The 19,125-nt window shown below is 63.0% G+C and carries 20 protein-coding genes; 10 read left to right on the forward strand and 10 right to left on the reverse strand.

The genetic code is table 11. The annotated features are described in order from the left end of the window. The first annotated feature begins 8 nt into the window (after positions 1-8). From rbfA to QZ329_RS07595, 6 genes are read left to right on the forward strand one after another with little or no spacing between them, the layout of a single operon-like run. Positions 9-392, forward strand: coding sequence for a 30S ribosome-binding factor RbfA (gene rbfA / locus QZ329_RS07570; RefSeq protein ID WP_295750555.1), 384 nt, complete (start codon positions 9-11; stop codon positions 390-392). Then, positions 389-1,351 carry a DHH family phosphoesterase gene (locus QZ329_RS07575; protein ID WP_295750559.1) on the forward strand — a complete coding sequence of 321 codons (963 nt, stop codon included), beginning with the start codon at positions 389-391 and terminating at the stop codon, positions 1,349-1,351. Before rbfA ends, QZ329_RS07575 begins: the two co-directional genes overlap by 4 nt. 19 nt (positions 1,352-1,370) lie before the next feature. After that, complete coding sequence (gene truB, locus QZ329_RS07580) at positions 1,371-2,237, forward strand: tRNA pseudouridine(55) synthase TruB (protein WP_295750563.1); 867 nt, start codon at positions 1,371-1,373, stop codon at positions 2,235-2,237. Position 2,238: 1 nt separating this feature from the next. Then, positions 2,239-3,135, forward strand: a complete 897-nt coding sequence (gene ribF, locus QZ329_RS07585) for a riboflavin biosynthesis protein RibF (protein WP_295750567.1) — start codon at positions 2,239-2,241, stop codon at positions 3,133-3,135. A gap of 21 nt (positions 3,136-3,156) precedes the next feature. After that, positions 3,157-4,062, forward strand: a complete 906-nt coding sequence (locus QZ329_RS07590) for a site-specific DNA-methyltransferase (RefSeq protein WP_295750570.1) — start codon at positions 3,157-3,159, stop codon at positions 4,060-4,062. Next, positions 4,059-4,676: a BglII/BstYI family type II restriction endonuclease gene (locus QZ329_RS07595; protein ID WP_295750575.1), complete on the forward strand. Its 618-nt coding sequence runs from the start codon at positions 4,059-4,061 to the stop codon at positions 4,674-4,676. The genes QZ329_RS07590 and QZ329_RS07595 overlap by 4 nt, the downstream gene beginning before the upstream one ends. A gap of 42 nt (positions 4,677-4,718) precedes the next feature. Here QZ329_RS07595 and QZ329_RS07600 read toward each other — a convergent pair whose 3' ends face one another. The 3 genes from QZ329_RS07600 to QZ329_RS07610 all read right to left on the reverse strand — a co-directional run bounded on the left by QZ329_RS07600 (position 4,719) and on the right by QZ329_RS07610 (position 7,849). Beyond that, a complete protein-coding gene (locus QZ329_RS07600) occupies positions 4,719-6,632 on the reverse strand; it encodes a heavy metal translocating P-type ATPase (protein WP_295750578.1) in 1,914 nt (637 codons plus the stop codon). Between the two features lie 579 nt (positions 6,633-7,211). Further along, the gene (locus tag QZ329_RS07605) at positions 7,212-7,430 is read right to left on the reverse strand and encodes a cation transporter (RefSeq protein WP_295750581.1); all 219 of its coding nucleotides are present in this window, start codon (positions 7,428-7,430) and stop codon (positions 7,212-7,214) included. Between the two features lie 56 nt (positions 7,431-7,486). After that, positions 7,487-7,849: a metalloregulator ArsR/SmtB family transcription factor gene (locus tag QZ329_RS07610; RefSeq protein ID WP_295750583.1), complete on the reverse strand. Its 363-nt coding sequence runs from the start codon at positions 7,847-7,849 to the stop codon at positions 7,487-7,489. Between the two features lie 158 nt (positions 7,850-8,007). Between QZ329_RS07610 and QZ329_RS07615 the strand changes: the two genes are divergently transcribed. Further along, complete coding sequence (locus QZ329_RS07615; RefSeq protein ID WP_295750585.1) at positions 8,008-8,442, forward strand: PaaI family thioesterase; 435 nt, start codon at positions 8,008-8,010, stop codon at positions 8,440-8,442. 223 nt (positions 8,443-8,665) lie between these two features. Here the strand turns inward: QZ329_RS07615 and spoIIR are convergent, their stop codons facing one another. From spoIIR to thiI, 6 genes are all read right to left on the reverse strand, one after another. Then, positions 8,666-9,292, reverse strand: coding sequence for a stage II sporulation protein R (spoIIR, locus tag QZ329_RS07620; protein ID WP_295750589.1), 627 nt, complete (start codon positions 9,290-9,292; stop codon positions 8,666-8,668). A 125-nt stretch (positions 9,293-9,417) separates the two neighbouring features. Next, complete coding sequence (locus QZ329_RS07625) at positions 9,418-10,779, reverse strand: DUF1576 domain-containing protein (protein WP_295750592.1); 1,362 nt, start codon at positions 10,777-10,779, stop codon at positions 9,418-9,420. Between the two features lie 62 nt (positions 10,780-10,841). Continuing rightward, complete coding sequence (locus QZ329_RS07630) at positions 10,842-11,633, reverse strand: sensor histidine kinase (RefSeq protein WP_295750594.1); 792 nt, start codon at positions 11,631-11,633, stop codon at positions 10,842-10,844. A gap of 280 nt (positions 11,634-11,913) precedes the next feature. Further along, on the reverse strand, positions 11,914-12,504 hold the full coding sequence (locus QZ329_RS07635; RefSeq protein ID WP_295750596.1) for a PIN domain-containing protein: 591 nt from the start codon (positions 12,502-12,504) through the stop codon (positions 11,914-11,916). Between the two features lie 117 nt (positions 12,505-12,621). After that, positions 12,622-13,884 (reverse strand): competence/damage-inducible protein A, encoded by a 1,263-nt coding sequence (locus QZ329_RS07640; protein WP_295750598.1) that lies wholly within the window; start codon positions 13,882-13,884, stop codon positions 12,622-12,624. A gap of 610 nt (positions 13,885-14,494) precedes the next feature. After that, positions 14,495-15,673 (reverse strand): tRNA uracil 4-sulfurtransferase ThiI, encoded by a 1,179-nt coding sequence (gene thiI / locus QZ329_RS07645; protein ID WP_295750600.1) that lies wholly within the window; start codon positions 15,671-15,673, stop codon positions 14,495-14,497. A 238-nt stretch (positions 15,674-15,911) separates the two neighbouring features. Here thiI and QZ329_RS07650 point away from each other — a divergent pair, with 238 nt between their 5' ends. Together QZ329_RS07650 and QZ329_RS07655 are read left to right on the forward strand one after the other, a co-directional pair. Next, positions 15,912-16,055, forward strand: coding sequence for a hypothetical protein (locus QZ329_RS07650; protein ID WP_295750603.1), 144 nt, complete (start codon positions 15,912-15,914; stop codon positions 16,053-16,055). Positions 16,056-16,067: 12 nt separating this feature from the next. Then, positions 16,068-16,694: a flavodoxin family protein gene (locus QZ329_RS07655; protein WP_295750606.1), complete on the forward strand. Its 627-nt coding sequence runs from the start codon at positions 16,068-16,070 to the stop codon at positions 16,692-16,694. Between the two features lie 80 nt (positions 16,695-16,774). Here the strand turns inward: QZ329_RS07655 and QZ329_RS07660 are convergent, their stop codons facing one another. Next, on the reverse strand, positions 16,775-17,104 hold the full coding sequence (locus QZ329_RS07660; RefSeq protein WP_295750609.1) for a helix-turn-helix transcriptional regulator: 330 nt from the start codon (positions 17,102-17,104) through the stop codon (positions 16,775-16,777). 310 nt (positions 17,105-17,414) lie between these two features. On the opposite strand from QZ329_RS07660, the gene QZ329_RS07665 reads away from it, so the two are divergent. Then, on the forward strand, positions 17,415-18,743 hold the full coding sequence (locus QZ329_RS07665; RefSeq protein ID WP_295750611.1) for a tyrosine-type recombinase/integrase: 1,329 nt from the start codon (positions 17,415-17,417) through the stop codon (positions 18,741-18,743). The last annotated feature ends 382 nt before the right edge of the window (positions 18,744-19,125 follow it).

The following is a 19,125-nucleotide window of genomic DNA, read 5'->3' on the forward strand; positions in this document are numbered from 1 at the left end:
GAATACCTATGGCTTCAAACCGAATCAACCGGATCAACGATGAGATTCAGCGGGAGCTGGCGGCCCAGATCCGCAGCTTGAAGGACCCCCGGGTCTCCGGCACCGGCATGGTTTCCATCACCCGGGTGGACACCACCAACGACCTGCGCTATGCCCGGGTCTACGTCAGCGTGCTGAACAAGGACCAGGAGAAGGACGTGCTGAAGGGCCTGAAGTCCGCCTCCGGCTTCCTCCGGCGGGAGCTGGGGCACGCCCTCCAGCTCCGTTATACGCCGGAGCTCCAGTTCACCGGGGACGACTCCATCGAGCACGGGGCCCACATTCTGGAGCTTCTGCGCAAGGAGGAGGAGAAGGACGCCGCCCGGGGCCCCAAGCCCGAGGTGGAGGAATGACCGCGCTGACCGTCCGCGAGGCCGCGGAGCGGCTGCGGTCCTTTGACCATCTTCTCCTTCTCACCCACCTCCGCCCCGACGGGGACACCGTGGGTTCCGCCGCCGCGCTGTGCGCAGGACTGCGGGCCCTGGGCAAGACGGCGTACCTCCTCCCCAATCCGGAGCTGACGGAGACCATCGCCCCCTACTTCCTCCCCTACGCCGCGCCGGAGGGCTTCCGGCCGGAGAAGGTGGTCTCCGTGGACATCGCTGCGGTGAAGCTGTTCCCGGAGAACGCGGCAGCCTACGCGGACCGGGTGGACCTGGCCATTGACCACCACCCGTCCTTTGAGGGCTTTGGCCGGGAGAATCTGGCGCGCCCCTCCGCCGCCGCCACCGGGGAGATCGTCTACGACATTCTGGCCGCCCTGGGCCCTATTACGGCGGAGATGGCCCTGCCCCTCTATGTGGCGGTTTCCACGGACTGCGGCTGCTTTGCCTACAACAACACCACCGCCCATACCCACGCCGTGGCCGCCGCCCTGCTGCGAACCGGCATTGACGTTCAGGCGGTGAACAAGACCTTTTTCCGCACCAAGAGCCGCAGGCGTCTCCAGCTGGAGGCCGCCATGCTGAACGGTATGGAATGCTACGACCGGGAGCGGACGGCGTTCCTCTTCGTTCCCCTGTCCCTGCTGGCGTCCGTGGGAGCCTCCGAAACCGACGCGGAGGACCTCTCCGCCCTGGGGGGGCAGATTCAGGGGGTGGACTGCGCCGTCACCATGCGGGAGCTTCGGCCGGACGTCTGGAAATTCTCCCTCCGCACCGGTCCCCGGGTCAACGCCACGGAGGTTTGCGCCCTTCTGGGGGGCGGGGGCCACGCCGCCGCCGCCGGATGCACCGTGGAGGCCTCCTTCGAGGAGGCGAAGCGGCGGATGCTGGAGGCCATCGCTCAGGTGGCCCCGGACTTCACTCTTTAAAATCAGGAGGGCGGTTTCCATGCCCAACGGCATCCTCATCATCGACAAGCCCGCCGGGTGGACCTCCATGGATGTCTGCGCCAAGGTGCGGGGCATCCTCCGCGAGAAGCGGGTGGGCCACGGCGGAACCCTGGACCCCATGGCCACGGGAGTGCTGCCGGTCTTCGTGGGCCGGGCCACCCGGGCCGTGGAGTTCGCGGAGAACGGGCGGAAGGAGTATCTGGCGGGCCTCCGTCTGGGCCTGGTTACGGACACCCAGGACGTCACCGGAACGGTTCTGGAGACCCGCCCGGTCCCCGCGGGCCCGGCGGAGCTGGAGGCGGCCCTGGGGGCCTTCCGGGGGGACATCCGGCAGATTCCCCCCATGTACTCCGCTGTGAAAATACAGGGAAAGAAGCTCTATGAGCTGGCCCGGAAGGGCCAGGAGGTGGAGCGGAAGCCCCGCCCGGTGACCATCCACGAGCTGGAGCTTCTGGGGGCGGAGAGCGAGACGGACTACCGACTGCGCTGCCTCTGCTCCAAGGGCACCTACATCCGCACCCTCTGCCACGATCTGGGACAGGCTCTGGGCTGCGGCGGGGCGCTGTACAGCCTCCGGCGGACCATGGCAGCGGGCTTCACCCTGGCGGACGCCGTCACCATCCAGGACGTTCAGGAGCGGGGGGAGGCGCTGCTCCGCCCCCTGGACGGCCTGTTCGTCCAATACCCTGCCCGGACCGTCCGGTCTCCGGGGCAGGAGAAGCGGGTCCGCTGCGGAAACCCCATCACCCTGCCGGGAACGGAGGATGGTACTTACCGGCTCTACGGACAGGAGGGGGAATTCCTCTGTCTCTCCCAGGCGGCGGGGGGGACCCTGACGTCCATCAAGAACTTCTTTGGAGCGTAGTATGAAAGAACGTGTCATTGCCCTGGGCTTCTTCGACGGGGTCCACCTGGGCCACGCCGCCCTGCTCCGCCGGACAGCGGAGGAGGCGGCCCGGCGGGGCTGCACCCCCGCCGTCTTCACCTTCGACCGCCCGCCGAAGGAGGTGGTCACAGGGGTTCCCTGTCCCCTCATCAACTCGCCGGAGGACCGGCGGGATCTGGTCCGGAGGCTGTACGGCATCCGGGACGTGATCATCGCCCCCTTCGACCGGGAGATGATGACCACCAGCTGGGAGGACTTTGTGGAAACGCTGCTGGTGGGCCGCTGGCACGCCGTCCATTTGGTGGCGGGCCACGACCACCGCTTTGGCCACAAGAACCAGGGCACGCCGGAGCGGCTGGCGGCGAAGTGCGAAGAGCTGGGCCTTGGGTGCGACATCATCCCAAAGGTGGAGATCGGCGGCGTCACCGTCAGCTCCACCTACATCCGCCGCCTCATTGAGCTGGGGCAGGTGGAGCGGGCGAACCGCTTCCTGGGCCATCCCCACACCCTGACGGGGACGGTTCGCCACGGGCGGGGTCTGGGCTCGTCCCGGCTGTTCCCCACGGCGAATCTGCCGGTGCCGGGCCGTGTGCTGGTCCCCAGCCACGGGGTCTATGTGACCCGGGTCTATTTCGAGGATGGAACCAGCTGTCCCGCCGTCACCAACGTGGGCACCCGGCCCACGGTGAACAGCGGGACCGACGTGACGGTGGAGGCGTGCCTTCTGGACTTCCAGGGGGATTTGTACGGGCAGACCCTGCGGGTGGAGTTTTACGGGCATCTGCGGGACGAGATTCGGTTCGACTCCCTGGAGGCCCTCCGGGCCCAGATCGCCGCCGACGCGGAGACGGCGCGGCGGTATTTTCAGGAGAAATAGGGGGGAGTTGCATTGGGACCTTTGGATTACCAGTATGTATGCAAAGACGCACTGGAATTCAGCCGGTCGTTGCCTGCTGATTCTATAAAGTTAATCATTACCTCACCTCCTTACAATATCGGAAAAGAGTATGAAACCCGGCGGAGCATTGACGAGTATGTTGCCGGTTTGTCGCCTATGCTGGAGGAATTTGCCCGTGTTCTTTCCACTGATGGAAGCATCTGCTGGCAGACCGGAAATTTTGTTGACAGCGGTGAAATCTATCCGCTTGATATCTATTTTTATCCGCATTTTAAGCAATTGGGTCTCCATTTGCGCAACCGGATAATTTGGCACTTCGGGCATGGCCTGCATTGCTCGAAGCGGTTCAGCGGCCGCTATGAGACCATTCTTTGGTTTACGAAGTCAGACAACTATACCTTCAATTTAGATGATGTCCGGATTCCTGCGAAATATCCTGGAAAGAGGTATTTCAAAGGGGAAAAAAGGGGACAAATTAGTGGCAATCCCAAAGGGAAGAACCCGGAAGATGTCTGGGAGATGACGGTGGAGCGCCTGGTTGACGACTGGGACGCGCAGATATGGGAAATTCCTAACGTCAAAAATAACCATCCAGAGAAGGTGGAGCATCCTTGCCAATTTCCTGTGGAGCTGGCAGAGCGATGCATCCTTGCGTTGACAAACCGGAATGAGATTGTCTACGATCCGTTTGCCGGAGTTGCTTCTTCTCTGATTGCTGCGCTGAAAAATGAACGCCGGGCCTATGGTACGGAGTTGGAACCCTCCTATGTCCGGATTGGAATGGACCGAATTCAAAAGCTGGCGGAAGGAACGTTGACTACCCGGCCGATTTATCAAAAGATATGGGTACCGAAGCCGACGGATAAGGTGGCGCAGATACCGGAGGAGTGGAGGCAGGCAAAATGAAAATTGGACAGGTATACAGTCACTTGAACGGATTGGAATTTCTCCTGGTGCACCAATCGGCTTTATGGGACGAGGTGCGAAGCGCGGTTTGGAGGGTTGACGCTGAAAAGGCGTTTGATAAGATCAGTAAGGAGAAAACGATGGTGGGGAGAAGATTGTATTCTCCCTCCGCGCTGAACCGCCTTTTTAAAATGGAACTGTCCCCGAATGGCTGGCGTGAAATGAGGACGCCCTACTTTGTCAATGAGGACTTGCAGACAACCCGGGAAACTGTGGACATGCGGGACAAAGAAGCACAGAGGCAGGCGATCTTACACCGGGGCTTTCAGGCTTTTGGCACCTATAATCAGGTGGATTTTGTCAAAAATCGTGTTGCGGTTGAGGTACAGTTCGGGAAATATTTTTCCGTACAATATGATCTGCATGTGAAACATACTTTCTTCTATGAGCGGGGCGATATTGACGTTGGCATTGAAATCATTCCTATGCACAGTCTGATGTCTCAAATGTCAAGCGGGGTGGCTTGGTATGAGAACGAGTTGACGAATATTGTCCGTGAAGGACGCTCCAACCCGTCGGTTCCGATTGTGTTGATCGGAATTGAGCCGGACTAATGACACGGGCCGGACGGATTTCTCCGTCCGGCCCGCGTGGGTTCACTTTTTAAATTCATCCACCTGCAAACACCGCATGGCGTTTAAAATGGCGATAAACGCAACGCCTACGTCGGCGAACACCGCCTCCCACATGGTGGCCACGCCGAAGGCGCCCAGCAGCAGCACCGCCCCTTTGACCCCCAGGGCGAACCAGATGTTCTGCTTTACAATCCGCAGGGTCTTCCGGGAGATGCGCATGGCGGCGGCAATCTTCGCCGGGTTGTCGTCCATCAGCACCACGTCGGCGGCCTCAATGGCGGCGTCGGAGCCCAGGGCCCCCATGGCGATGCCGATGTCTGCCCGGGTGAGGACCGGCGCGTCGTTGATGCCGTCCCCCACAAAGGCCAGGGCCGCGCCGGGGGACTTCTTCGCCAGTAGGGACTCTACCCGTTCCACCTTGTCCGCCGGGAGCAGCTGGGCGTGGTACTCGTCGATTCCCAGGTCCCGGGCCACGGCCTTGGCGGTAGCCTCCGTGTCGCCGGTGAGCATGACGGTCTTTTTCACGCCCGCCGCCTTCAGGCCCTCCACCAGGGTTTTGGCCTCGGGCTTGGGCAGGTCGGAGATGAGGATGTGTCCGGCGTAGCGCCCCTCCACCGTCACGTGGACGATGGTTCCCGGCAGGTTGCAGGACGCCCACTGGACACCCGCCCGTTCCATGAGGCGGCTGTTGCCGGCGGAGACGGCCCTGCCGTCCACCCTGGCGGTGACGCCGTGGCCGGCGATCTCCTCCACGTCCGTCACCCGGCCGGGGTCGATCTCTTTGCCCCAGGCCTTGCGGAGGGAGACGGAAATGGGATGGCTGGACCAGCTCTCCGCCAGGGCGGCGGCCTCCAGCAGGGCGGTTTCGGTGAAGCCCTCCGCCGGGTGCAGGGCGGTGACGGTGAAGCTGCCCTGGGTCAGGGTGCCCGTCTTGTCGAAGACTACGGTCTCCGTTCGGGCCAGGGTTTCCAGATAGTTGCTGCCCTTCACCAGAATGCCGCACTTGCTGGCCCCGCCGATGCCGCCGAAGAAGCTCAGGGGCACGGAGATGACCAGGGCGCAGGGGCAGGAGATGACCAGAAAGATCAGGGCCCGGTGAAGCCAGCCGGTCCAGTGGGTGCCCGCCAGGAAGGCGGGCTGAGCGGCGGGCGGAATCAGGGCCAGAGCGGCGGCGGGCAGAAGGAACAGCGCCAGGGCGGCAAGGACGACGCAGGGGGTGTAGTACCGGGCGAAGCGGGTGATGAAATTCTCGCTGGCGGCCTTCTTCTCTCCGGCGTTCTCCACCAGGTCCAGGATTTTGGAGACGGTGGATTCCTCACAGGGCTTGGTGACTCTGATCCGCAGTAAGCCGGACTGGTTCACGCAGCCGCTGATAACGGCGTCTCCCGGTCCCACGTCCCGGGGGACGGACTCGCCGGTGAGGGCGGCGGTGTCCAGGGCGGAGACGCCCTCCAGCACCTCGCCGTCCAGGGGAACCCGCTCGCCGGGGCGGACCACCACGACGGAGCCAACCTCCACGTCCTCGGGGTCCACCTCCTCCAAAGAGCCGTCCTCCCCCTCCAGGTTGGCCACGTCGGGGCGGATGTCCATGAGGGCGGCGATGGACTGGCGGGACTTGCCCACGGCGTAATCCTGAAAGAGCTCGCCGGTCTGGTAAAAGAGCATGACGAAGACGGCCTCGGCGTACTCCCCGGTGGCGAAGGCCCCCACGGTAGCCAGGGCCATGAGAAAGTTCTCATCGAAGACCTGACCGTTGAGGATATTGCGGACGGCCTTCCAGAGAACGTCCCAGCCGATGACGGCGTAAGGAATCAGATACAAGAGCCAAAGGACCGGCGTGTCCTCTGCGGGCAGCAGTTTTACAGCGATGAGCAAAACCGCCGCCAGAAGGATTCTATAAAGCGTTTTCCGCTGTTTGCGGGTGAGGTTTTTCATATCAAACGCCTCCTTAAAAGTTTGCGTTCTGTGTCTTGCATTTCTCTTTAAGGTCTGCTATACTGGAGGCAATCAGACGGAAGGTTCCGACAAACCGCCCCTCTGGTGTGTTTAGCAGGCTCTTGTGGTTCGTTAGGCCAGGAGCCTGCTCTTTTTTTGCGTTGGATGGCAGAAAGGAGAACCCGGAGACCGGGCAACAGATTGCCGCCCCTGCAAGGTGATCTACCGATAGAAAGGCGGCCCCGGGGGACAGGTGGCAGGCTGCCGTCCGTCTGCCAAGGCAGGAACCATCCGGCATCCCAGCCGCCAAAAACCGCCAGGGCAGCGGCAGCGGAAAGAGGAGCACGCCGATTCGACGCCCGCCAAAACCCCCGCCCGCACCGGGCCGCGGGCAGAGACATGCGTACCTGAAAACCAGTCCCCAGGCGCGCCCTTCGTCCCCCGTAAAAGCGCCTTTTCTCTTTTGGACCGTGCACGGCCCGTTTTCTCTTTTTGGCGCAACCAAAAAGAGAAAATGGGGGGTGCAAAGGACCAGCTATCTTCATAGCTGAATCCCCCCGCCCGTCAGGGCAAGCCCCCTTACAGGTTAATCACACAATCCGGCTCCACCTTCTTGCAGACGGCCACAATCTCCTTCATAATCTCATCAAACCGGCTGTCATCGGCGTCCACCGTCATCTTTTGAGCCATGAAGCTGACGGTGGCGTCGTTCACGCCGTCGATTTTCTTGATGGCCTCTTCCATCTTCGCGGCGCAGTTGGCGCAGTCCAGATCGGTGAGCTTGTAACGCTTTTTCATAGTGAATTCCTCCTGATATGTGTTTATGTGAGATTCTGCTGAATGGGAAAACAAAATCACTCCCGCACGTGCTCCAGCCCCTGGTTGATGATGGTCTTCACATGGTCGTCCGCCAGGGAGTAGAACACGGTCTTGCCCTCCCGCCGGGCCTTCACCAGCCGGACGTTTTTCAGCGCCCGGAGCTGGTGGGAGATGGCGGACTGGGTCATGCCCAGAAGCGCCGCGATGTCGCACACGCACATCTCCGCCTCGAAGAGCACATAGAGGATGCGGACCCGGGTGGAGTCCCCGAAGATGCGGAACAGCTCCGTCAGATCATAGAGCGTATCCTCCCCCGGCAGGTCCCGCCGGACTTTTTCCACCAGCTCCTCGTGGGCGTGGATGAAATCACAGCACTCCACATTGTAGCGGTCCTCCATACGGACGCCTCCTTTCAGTTGAACAATTGAACGAGTGTTCATATGTTCATTATACACAGCCCGCTCCGTTTGTCAAGCCCCTTTGCAAAAAAGTTGAAATGCGGCCGGGCCTATGGTATACTAACGCTGCTTTGCACCACTGAATCAGGAGGGGTCTTATGGAAGACATGGAAACGCTCCGGCTGAAGACGCTGCAATTGGGGGCCAACGCCTTCACGGCCCATAATTTCATCCGTCTGGAATCGGCGGAGCCGGACTGCGTGGCGTACTGCCTGGAGATTCGCCCGGAGAGCCGGAATCCCTTCGGCATGGTCCACGGCGGCGCGCTGTACACCCTGGCGGACGACGCCGCCGGCGGGGCGGCCCACAGCGACGGGCGGCATTATGTCACGCAGCACGGGGACCTGCACTTCCTGGATAACCGGGCCCATGGGACCATCCGGGCCGTGGGCCGGGTCCGGCACCGGGGACGCACCACGGTGCTGGTGGATGTGGAGATCACCGACGGGGCCGGGGCTCTGCTGGCCACGGGGGCGTTCAGCTATTTCTGCGTGGACCGGAAGCGGATGGCGGAGCGGGCTTTGGAGACATGAAAAAGGGCGTCCCATACGGGACGCCCGCAGGCTGTCGAAAACGTATTTTCGCCAGCCTGCGCAAGTTTTTCAAAACGTTAAAAAAGTTTTGAAAAACTTCTGATTGAAAACGAAAGGAACCCCTCCTGGGTTCCTCTCGTAACTCTCTTCCTTCCCGTTGCGCCAATCTTCTGCGTTTTTTGACACGCTGGGGCGGACCCACAGGTCCGCCCTTTTCGTGCGCTCAGGTGAATTCCTGCTCCAGCTGCTGCCAGAACTCCACCAGCTTGCTTTTCAGCACATAGCTGTGATTCTCCTCCGTAATAAGACCCACTTGAGACGGGGACATCCCTGCAGCCAAGGCGGCGGCGGGCACCTCCGCAGAGGCCGCCGCGCACAGAGGAGGGAACACCACGCACCACCAGTTCCGCCCCTCCCCCGCGCCGATGACGGCCCGCAGAGCCAGATACCTCCCGGCGGGGAGAGTGAAGCCCTCGTACTCCCGGGTGGGGAAGGCCGTGTCCTCCAGACGGACGGAGACGGCGTAGTCATATCCGTTTGCCCGAATCTCCTGGGCGGCGATGTCCTCCAGCTCCAGCAGCCGGCCCCGGAGGAGGGCCTCCGCCTCCCGGCGGTCCGCCGCGCCCTCCAAAATGGGTTCGGCGTAGGCGAGAAGCCGGTCCCGGACCTTCAGCTTCAGGGCCTGGTCCTCCTCCGAGTCGGAGTTGGCCAGCACGTGGAGCCGGACCACCTTGTCCGACAGGGCCTGCCCCGTCTGGAGGGCCATGGCGCCGGAGGCCAGAAAGGCCGCCAGGAACAGCAGCAGTATAATCTCCGCGAATTTCAGTTTCCCCGCTTGCTTGGTTTTCATATGTCGTCCATTCCCTTCCCGGTCCCTGGGACCTTTGTCCATAGGATGGACAAATTTTCCAGATTTTAAACCGGGGATGAGAAAAGCCCGCCGGAGAATGTTCCGGCGGGCGGCGGGGCGAAGGTTCAGTCATTTTCCGGCGGCTCGTCGGGGGCCGCCTCGCCGTGGGTTTTTGCCAGGTTGGAGGTGTCGATGGGGGCGCTCTCCTCGAACTGGTCATAGTAGTCCTCGTTCTGGAGGGTGGGGCGGCGCTTCCGGGCGATGGCGGTGATAGTGGGATAGAGGACGATGGCGATGAGGCCGCCGGAAAAACCGTTGTTATAGAGATTCAGTCCCGCCACCGGCCCGCCGGTCTGGAGGACCAGCGAGGCGTGGATGAACCCGGCCAGAATGCCGTAGGGCCAGCCGAAGTGCCCGGAGATGGGGGCCAGCGTGGTGCCGAAGAGGCCCGCCAGCTGGAGAGAGGGATAATCCGGCGTGTGGTGCATCCCATAGGCCCCGATGAACACCCCCAGCATGACCGGGGTGATGTTCCCCGCGTGCTTGCCGAAGGCGGAGAAGCCCATGATGGTGAAGATGCCGCCCAGAGTAGGGCCGTTGAGGTCGCCCCCCACCAAGAGCACATAGGCCACGCCCAGAAGGCCGTTGACGCCGATGTTGACCATGACGGGCCCATAGCCGAACATGCGGAGGTAGTCGCTGGGGGCCCGGCCGGAGGTGGAGAGCAGGCGGCGGTATCCCGCCCAGACGGACCAGGCGGGCACGCCGGTGGCGAAAAAGCCCAGCAGGATCAGCGACGCGCACAAAAGCCCCAATACGGCGATAAAGCCGGTATTATACCCCGTGGCCCAGTAGAGGGCGGAGTCCGGACTGTCGCCGAAGGCCGTCAGCACCGGCACCACCATCATGGCGAAGAGGCCGCAGGCGAACCCCATGTTATAAAGGTTCATGCCGTTTTGAATTTTGTAAGTATAGGAGGACAGGGAGGGCAGGAGAAAGCCGATGACAACGCCTGTGGCAATGCCCAGGAAAATGTTGGCGTGAATGCTGCCAAGAGACATATAGCTGACCAGAGGGGCTAGGGACGTGGCCAGCAAAGCCACGGAGGCGTGCTTGGAAAAGGGCTCTTTTTGATAGCGGGCGTAGAGCCAGGTGCCCAGGATAATGGGCCAGACGTTGATGAGGTTTTTGCCGAAGAGGGAGAAACCCGCCATCAGACCCATCTCCACAATGGTAAAGCCGTTGAAGGGGTCGCCGGAGAGCTTGATGAGGCAGATGGAGAACATGGTCACAAGCCCCGCGTTTACCAGGGCCGCGCCGGGGCCGCCGATGGACACATAGTCCGTAATCAGCAGGTCCTGCATGGTGACGATGTGGTACAGCCCCTCCAGAATGTCCATGGGGGCCTCCAGCGTAAATCCCAGGAGCATCAGCCCCGCGGAGAAGGCCAGTGTGGCCGGGAATAAATTTTGATAACGGTTCTGCAAAGCGGTTCCTCCCCTGTAAGACGCTGCCGGTTTCCGTAAGAAACGAGGGTCCGGCGGCGCGCTCAGTGGCTGCGGATTGTAAACGCCTCCGGCGGCATGGCGTCCGCCAGGGCCATAAGGGTGCGGTTGAAGCCCCCGGTGTAGTCAAAGGGAACGTCGGAGAACGTGGACTCGCTGAGGCGGTCCGGCATGGCGAAGGTAAAGCGGCTCCCCTTCCCGGGGCTGGACTGGGCCGTGATCACGCCGCCATGGCCCTGGGCAATGCCCTGGCACAGGGCCAGGCCCAGACCCAGGCCCTGGGGGGGCGGGGCGGGAGTTCCGGCCCCGTGATAGCTATCGAACAGGGTCTCCAGCCGCTCCGGGGGGATGCCGGGTCCGGTGTCCGACACGGAGAGAAACACGCGGTTTCCGGCCAGTTTCAGCTCCACGGTGATCAGGCCGCCGGTGGGCGTGAATTTGAAGGCGTTGGACAGCAGCTGGTACAAAAGCTGCTCCAGCGCGTCGGGGCAGAAGGCGCAGACGTGCCGGTCCGCCGCGCAGACGAGGCGGGTGTCCAGCCCCCGCAGAGGGGCCAGGGAGGCGGCCTGGGCGAACAGTTCCGCCGTGAATTCCACAATGTCCCGGTCCCGCAGGGGCAGGGGCTCTCCGCTGAGATAGCACGTGGCGGAGAGGTTGTTCACCAGGCGGACGATGCGGTAATAGCTCTGGTCCACCAGGGCGGCCTTGGCGTCCAGGGCGGAGTCCTGCTCCCGGGCGGCGGGGGTGGCCAGCCGCGCGGCGGCGAAGTACAGGTTGCTCAGCGCGCCCCGCAGCTGAGAGGCGGTGTGGGGCAGCAGAGAGAGGTCAAGGTCCATGAGGCTGTCTCCTTTCCGGCGAAACTCCCGGAGAGGGGGTCCTCCTCTGGAAGCGTCTGGGTTATCATTTGCAAGGGGGGACGGTCTAAGCCAAGGAAAAGACTGCCTCCCCCGGAAATATCATAACAAAAAGCCGGAGAAAACACAAGGAATTTATCGAATCCTGTCGAATGCTGTCGAGCTTTCAGGGATGTTGGAGAACCAAAACGCCGCCTGAACAGGCGGCGTTTCAAGGGGAGACGGCGAATGCTTGCAACAAAATATGCCGGAAGGCTCCGGATTATTCCTCGAACTTCTTCTGGGCGGCGGGCTTTTTCCGGCGGCCGCCCCGGCGGGGACGGGAGACCTTCACCGCCTTTTCCATCTCCGGTTCCCCGGCTTGAAACAGGCGTTTGAGGTGGTTGTACAGCGCGCAGCCCTGGGCGGAGCCGTATTCCTTCACCAGGGCGTTGCAGAGCTCCTCCCGGTCCGCCGCCCGGAGGACGAAGGGCAGGGCGAGGCAGCTTTCAATGGAGGGGCGGAGGGCAACCTCCTGAAAGGCGCTGGCATACCGGGCCCGCAGGGCGCCGATGGAGGCGGCGTAGCCCTTGTCCTGGCTGATGACGTAGGCGAAATCCGCCTCCCGCCGGCCCACCAGGACGCCCAGCTCCGTGATGATCTGAAAGTCAATGGAATTCTTGCCGCCCCGGACGCTCTCGATATACTGCACGTCCGCCGCCGTTCCGGCGCAGAGCTTCTGGAGCTTGGTCAGAGGCAGGCCCTTCTCCTTCTGGTAAAAAATCAGTACGGTATCCTGGTTGGAGAGCATGTCCACGCCCTTCAGCCCGGTGCCGATGTTGTTGTCGCCGTCGACGAGAAAAATCATTTTCATGAGGTTTGTCCTTTTTGTGTCAGATTCGCGCCGGGTCCGGCGCGTGGGCCCGCGTGGGCTTTAAAGGACTAGTATACCAGCTTTCCGGGGAAAAGGCAAGGGAAACCTGAGGCGGAGTCAGATGGTCTCCACCGGCAGTCCCTGGAGGTAGCGCCGCACCACGTCAAAGGCATGGTTGGCCGCCAGGCCCTGAATGCGGTCCCGCCGCCGCCGTCCCAGGTCCAGAGAGCGGCAGAAGGTCCCGTCCGGGGTGGACAGGCCCACGTACAGGATACCCACGGGAACGTTTCGCTCGTCCGGGTCCGGTCCCGCAGCCCCGGTGACGGAGACCCCCAGGTCCGCCCCGGTGACGCGCCGGACGCCCTCCGCCATGGCCCGGGCGCACGCCTCTGAAACGGGGCCGTATGTATCCAGGATGTCCTGGGGGACGTGGAGCACCTCCGCCTTGACGCTGGTCCAGTAGCTCACCACGCCGCCCCGGTAGACGGCGGAGGCCCCGGGGATGGCCGTGAGTTTTTCGGCCACCAATCCGCCGGTGCAGCTCTCGGCGGTGGCCAGGGTCATGTTCCGGCGGAGGAGCTGGGCGTGGCAGCACTCCGCCAGGTCCGCGATGTCCGCGCCGTAAACCACGTCGCCCAGGGTTTCACAGACCATCTCCCAGACGGGGACCAGCATGGCGCGGGCCTCGTCCTCCGTGGCGGCCTTGGCGGTGGCCCGGAGGCGGACCTCGCAGGGCTTGGCGTAGGTGGCCAGGGTGGGGTTGGTCATATGGGCCATCTTGTCGTGGAGCAGCTGGTCCACGGAGCTCTCCCCCATGCCGAAGGTCATGATATCCTGAGAGATGATGACCTCGTGGGAGAGTTTCCGCAGGTAGGGTTCCACGTGGCGGCGGAGCATGGTCTCCATCTCGTGAGGGGGTCCCGGGAGCATGAGGACGTGGACGCCGTCCGCCTCGAAGGCGCAGCCGGGGGCGGTGCCCACGGGGTTGTCGAAAATCACGCAGTCCTCGGGCAGCTCCGCCTGCTGGGTGTTGTTCTCCGGCATGGGGACATGGAGGGCGGACTCGTAAAAGGTCCGGATATCCTCCAGGATGTCGGGGTGGAGGACCAGGGGCTTTCCGAAGGCCTGGCAGATGGTCTGCTTGGTGAGGTCGTCGTAGGTAGGGCCCAGGCCGCCTGTGGTGATGAGGATGTCCGCCCGGCGGCGGGCGATGGCCAGAGCCTCCTGAAGGCGGTCGGGGTTGTCGCCCACGACGGTGTGCCAGAAGACGTTGACGCCCAGGGCAGAGAGGCTCTGGCTCAGGGTCTGGGCGTTGGTGTTGGCAATGTTGCCAAGGAGGAGTTCGGTGCCTACGGCGATGAGTTCGGCGGTGTGAGACATGGTGGGCTCCTTTTCCCCCGAAGGGGGAGTTTGTACTCGCCCTTGCGGGCGGGGAGGATTTCAGCCATAAAGATGGCTGGTCCAATGCACCCCCCATTTTCTCTTTTTCTGATACGCAGAAAAAGAGAAAATGGGCCGTGCACGGTCCAAAAGAGAAAAAGACGTTTTCAAACGGGGGACGGGGGACGCGCCTAGGGCGGATTCTCAGGTACGCATGTCTCTGCCCGCGGCTCGGTGCGGGCGGGGGGTTTGGCGGGCGCCGAATCGACTTCCTTCTCTTTTCGCTTCCGCTCATGCGGTGGATACGGAAAGAGAAAGCGGCAGGCGCGGCTTTGGCGGAAGCGCCGGGGCGCGGCAGGAAAAAGAGAAACGGGTCTATTCAGCCAGGGACAAAACTCCCGCCCGCACCACGCCGCGGGCAGGGATATTCGTACTTGATCTCCAAGCTCCAGGCGCGCCCCTCGTCCCCCGTAAAAAGCGCTTTTTCTCTTTTGGACCGTGCACGGCCCGTTTTCTCTTTTTGGCGCAACCAAAAAGAGAAAATGGGGGGTGCATTGGACCAGCCATCGCTGTCCGCCCATCCTCCCCGCCCGTCAGGGCGAGCATCAGCTCAAGGTTTGACCCAAACCCACTCCTCCCCCTCCAGGGAGCGGGCCGTCAGGCCCTCGATATCCAGCTTGGCCTCCGCCGCCTGAACGTCCTCCGCCTTGGGCCTTGTGGCCGGGTGCCGGGGGGTGAAGACGGTGCAGCAGTCCTCATAGGGCAGAATGGAGGTGTCGTAGGTGCCGATCTCCCGGGCCATGCGGATGATCTCCACCTTGTCCATGCCGATGAGGGGCCGGAGAACCGGCATCTCCGCCACGCCGTCGGTGACCGCCAGCGCCATCATGGTCTGGCTGGCCACCTGCCCCAGGGACTCCCCGGTAATCAGGGCCTTGGCCCCCGCCCGCCGGGCAATGGCCTGGGCCAGGCGCATCATGAAGCGCCGCATGATGAGGGTGAAATACTCCTCCGGGCAATTCTTCCGAATCTCCTCCTGAATCTCCGTGAAGGGCACGATGTGGACCCGGAGGCGGCCGCAGTACGCAGTCAGAAGCTTCGCCAGCTCCAGCACCTTGTCCTGGGCCTGCTGGGAGGTGTAGGGCGGGGAGACGAAGTGGACCATCTCCAGCTCCACCCCCCGCCGGGCCATCATCCAGGAGGACACGGGACTGTCCAGCCCGCCGGAGAGAAGGCTGACGGCGTGTCCCCCCATGCCCACGGGAAGCCCCCCCGCCCCTGGGACGGCGGGAGCGTGGACGTAGGCGTATTTCTCCCGAATCTCCACGTGGACGGTGAGGTCCGGGCTGTGGACGTCCACCGCCACGCGGGGGAAGGCCTCCGCCAGCTCGCCCCCCACGGCCTGGGAGAGTTGAATGGAGTTCATGGGATAGCTCTTGTCGGCCCGCTTGCTCTCCACCTTGAAGCTCCCGGCGGAGGCAAAGGCGTCCGCCAGATAGTCCTTGGCGGTTTCCACAATGGCCTCCACCGTCTTCCCGCAGGGGACGGCCCGGGCCACGCTGACCACGCCGAAGACCTGCCGGGCGGCGGCGTAGGCCGCCTCCATGTCGCAGCGGTCCGTGGTGGGCTCGGCGTAGATGGTGCTTTGCCGGATGTAGACCTGGAAGCTGCCGCAGGACTTCAGGCGGCGGGCCACATTGGCCACCAGCCGGTCCTCGAAGGAGCGGCGGTTCTGGCCCTTCAGGACCACCTCGCCCAGCTTGAGCAGAAACATTTCATTTTGCCGCATGAATGTCATCCTCCGTAGATGTCAATTTTACGGGTGCTATTATAACGCACTTCCGGCGGAAGAAAAAGGGGGTTTTCCGAAATTCTTGCAATTTTGCTTTGAATCCGATAGAATGATTCCATCGGAAGAGAGGAGGCGCTGTCATGATGAAAAAATGGGTTGCCGCCTGGGGACGCTGGCGGTGTGCGCATGTCCCGATGTCTTTTGGGGAATGTATGGAGACGCCGCCTGGGGGAGCATGGCGGGCGATCTCCCGCTCCTGGTCCGGATCGCCCTGCTGGGCTGGCGGGCGGCCCGGACCCGGGACGTCCCCACGCTGCTGGCCCAGGGAATGCTGTTCTGGTTTTTCCATGTCCAAAAGAGCCGCGCGGCCAAAACATAAGGAGGTATCCCCATGAAAATCGTCGCCATCAACGGAAGCCCCCGCAAAAACGGCAACACCGCCCTCTGCCTGGAGGCCGCCGGCCGCGAAATCGAAGCCGCCGGCGTGGAGTTCCAGGTCTTTCAGCCCGGCGCAGGGGTTCGTCCCTGCACGGCCTGCTATCACTGCCTGAACACTGGAAGCCTCCGCTGCGTTCAGAAGGACGACGGCGTCAACGACATCATCGCCGCCTGCATCGAGGCCGACGGCCTCCTCCTGGCCTCCCCCGTCTACCACGGCGGCATCGCCGGGGGCATGAAGTGCGTGCTGGACCGGCTGATGCTGGCGGCGGGCTGCGGGGCGAACCAGCTGCGCCACAAGGTGGGCGGGGCCCTGTGTACCCTGCGCCGCAGCGGGGGTATGGAGACCTACCAGCAGCTTTTGGGAACCATGGACGCCATGGAGATGATTCTCATGACCTCGGACTACTGGGGCGTGGTCCACGGGGCGGACCCCGGCGAGGCCGCCCGGGATGAGGAGGGGATGGCCGTGGCCGCCCGGCTGGGGCGGAACATGGCCTGGATGGTCCGGGTCCTTCGGGAGACAAAGCTCCCCGCCCCGGAGGCGGCCCGGAGACCCATGATGAACTTCATACGGTAAGGCTGGCGGCAGACGAAGAGCCGCACGCCAGCCAAGGCGGCCCGCGCAGGCGGGCCGCCTTTTTTGCGCCTTGCGGCCCCTTACACGTCCCCCCGGAGGAGGAAGAGCTGGAGGACCTTCTCCGCCAGCCGCAGCTCCCGGGGGGTGCAGCGGGCCAGAAGAGCCTGGAGAGAGGTCAGGTCCGCCTCTCCGTGCTCTTCGCCAAGGAGAATGTACTCCATGGACAGACGGGAGGTCCGGGCCACCTTCATCAGCGTGTCGATGGACATCTGAGAGGTGCCCACCTCGATCTGCCCGTAGTAGCCGGAGCCGATGTCCGCCAGCTCCGCGAACTGTTCCCGAGTGAGACCCAGGCGGTTCCGCTGCTGGCGCAGGCGCTGACCCACGGCGACGCGCTCCTGTTTTGTCATAGAATTGCTGCTCCTTCCATCGAGTTTTTTTCAGTCTATCCTTGGAAACTGATGGACAAAATATGTGAATAGATATTGATTTTTGTTATCTTTTAGCGTATCCTGCAAGTGTAAAAAACGCTGTAACCGTTGCGGCGCAATGGATTCGGGGATTTTCAAAATTATTCAGATTGATGCCCATAATTGTAACACAGAGGCATGAATGAAATCACCTGATTCCGCGCAGAATGCGGAAAAATCTGCGGAGGCCGCGGAGAGGAAAATCAGCGGAATTTATCACATGTTTGTAACGTGGAGGAAGGGGGACGCTATGCAGGAGTACGTTGTCAACCGCCCGGACGAGGGGGCCATGGACCGGGCCCTGCGGGAAAATTCCGGCAACGCCGCCGGGGCGGTGCTGCGTCTGGCCTGGCAGGCCGGGCTGCTGCGGGATGAGATTCAGCGCCTGACCTGGGAGCAGGTGGACTTTCTGGACGCGGCCATCGCGCTGCCGGACCGGAAGGTGCCCATCTGCCGGGAGCTGGCGGACTGGCTCTGGACCCTGCGGGAGAGCCGGGACCGGAGCCAGGAGGCCGTGGTCCTCTCCGACCGGGACCACAGGCCCCTGACGCCCCAGTCCATCTCCCGCCTGGCCCGGAGCGCCCTGGACCGGCAGGGGCAGACCTCCGTCCGGCTCATCGACCTGCGCCACGATTTCGTGCTGCGCCAGCTGGAGGAACACGACTGGCAGTACGTCTCCCGCATTACCGGCGTGGAGGCGGCGGGGCTTAACGTCCACTTTGCCGGACACCTGGAGGAGAAAAAAATCTCCACCCGGGTCCGCCGGGAGGAGCGCGTCCCCATCGACGAGTTTGCCCTGTGGAAGCTGCTGCGGACCGAGGGAACCAGCCCCGCCGGCATAACCCTGTGGCTGACGTGGCAGGTGGGGCTGCGGCTGGAGGAGATTGTCGCCCTGCGGTGGGAGCAGGTGGCCGGGGACCTTCTGCGGCTGGAGGACCGGGACGTCCCCCTCCCCAGCGGCGCGGGAAGGGCTTTGGAGGAGCTGGGGCAGGCGGAGGGACGGGAGGGGTTCGTGCTCACCGCCCCCAGAAGCGGCCAGCCCTATGACCGGACCCGTCTTTCCAAGCTGGTCCGGGCGGCGCTGATCCGGGCGGGCCTGGACAACCTGACCCTCCGGGACCTGCGGATGGACTGCGCCCTGCGCTCCGGCGGGGAGGGGCGCATCCTCTCCCAGGTCCGGCGGCAGGGCTGGATCACCCGCAACGAGGTGATGGACCTTCTGAACGTCTCCCGCACCACGGCCTATAACCGGCTCAAGCAGATGGCCGGCCGGGGCAAGCTGACCCAGGTGGGGGCCCGGTACTACCTGCCGGAGGCTGTGGTGCCGCCGGAGCGGCAGGAGAGCGCCGTGCTGGAGTACCTGGAGCGGGAGGGCTTCGCCTACCGACAGGACGTGGCCCGGCTGCTGGGCATCGGCGTGGGGCAGTGCCGCCCGCTGCTCCAGCGGATGCTGGCCGGGGGACTGATTGTGCAGGACCGGCAGCGATACCTATTAAATAATGAAAAGAGCCCCCGGGAGGAGGGGCTGGAGACCGCCGTTCCCGCCGGGGGAGGCGGCGGGGGAAGCCGGGAAACCTAGGCCGGGAGGAAAACTTTGTTACAAACATTTTGCACATAAAAGCGATTAAATCTCAGCGTTTATCAAACAAATTACAACTCCCGGAAAGCTATAGACAAACAGATTGCGGACTGTTACATTGGGCTTGCGGACGGCGGACGGATTGGCGCGAGACCAATTCCAGGCTTGATGTGGGATCGGCTAGCCCCGACACGAATCCTGGAGGGGGCTGCGCGCCGGGATGTCCGGACGGACCGTAATCTTTAAAGGAGGAATGTTCAATGAAGAAATTCCTGTCCCTGGTTCTTGCATTGGTCATGGCCATGTCTCTGGTCACGATCAGCGCGGGAGCCACCGAGTACAAGGATCTCACCGACAAGGATGAGATTCAGTACGAGGAAGC

Source organism: uncultured Oscillibacter sp. (assembly GCF_910579365.1).
Lineage (GTDB): Bacteria > Bacillota > Clostridia > Oscillospirales > Oscillospiraceae > Oscillibacter.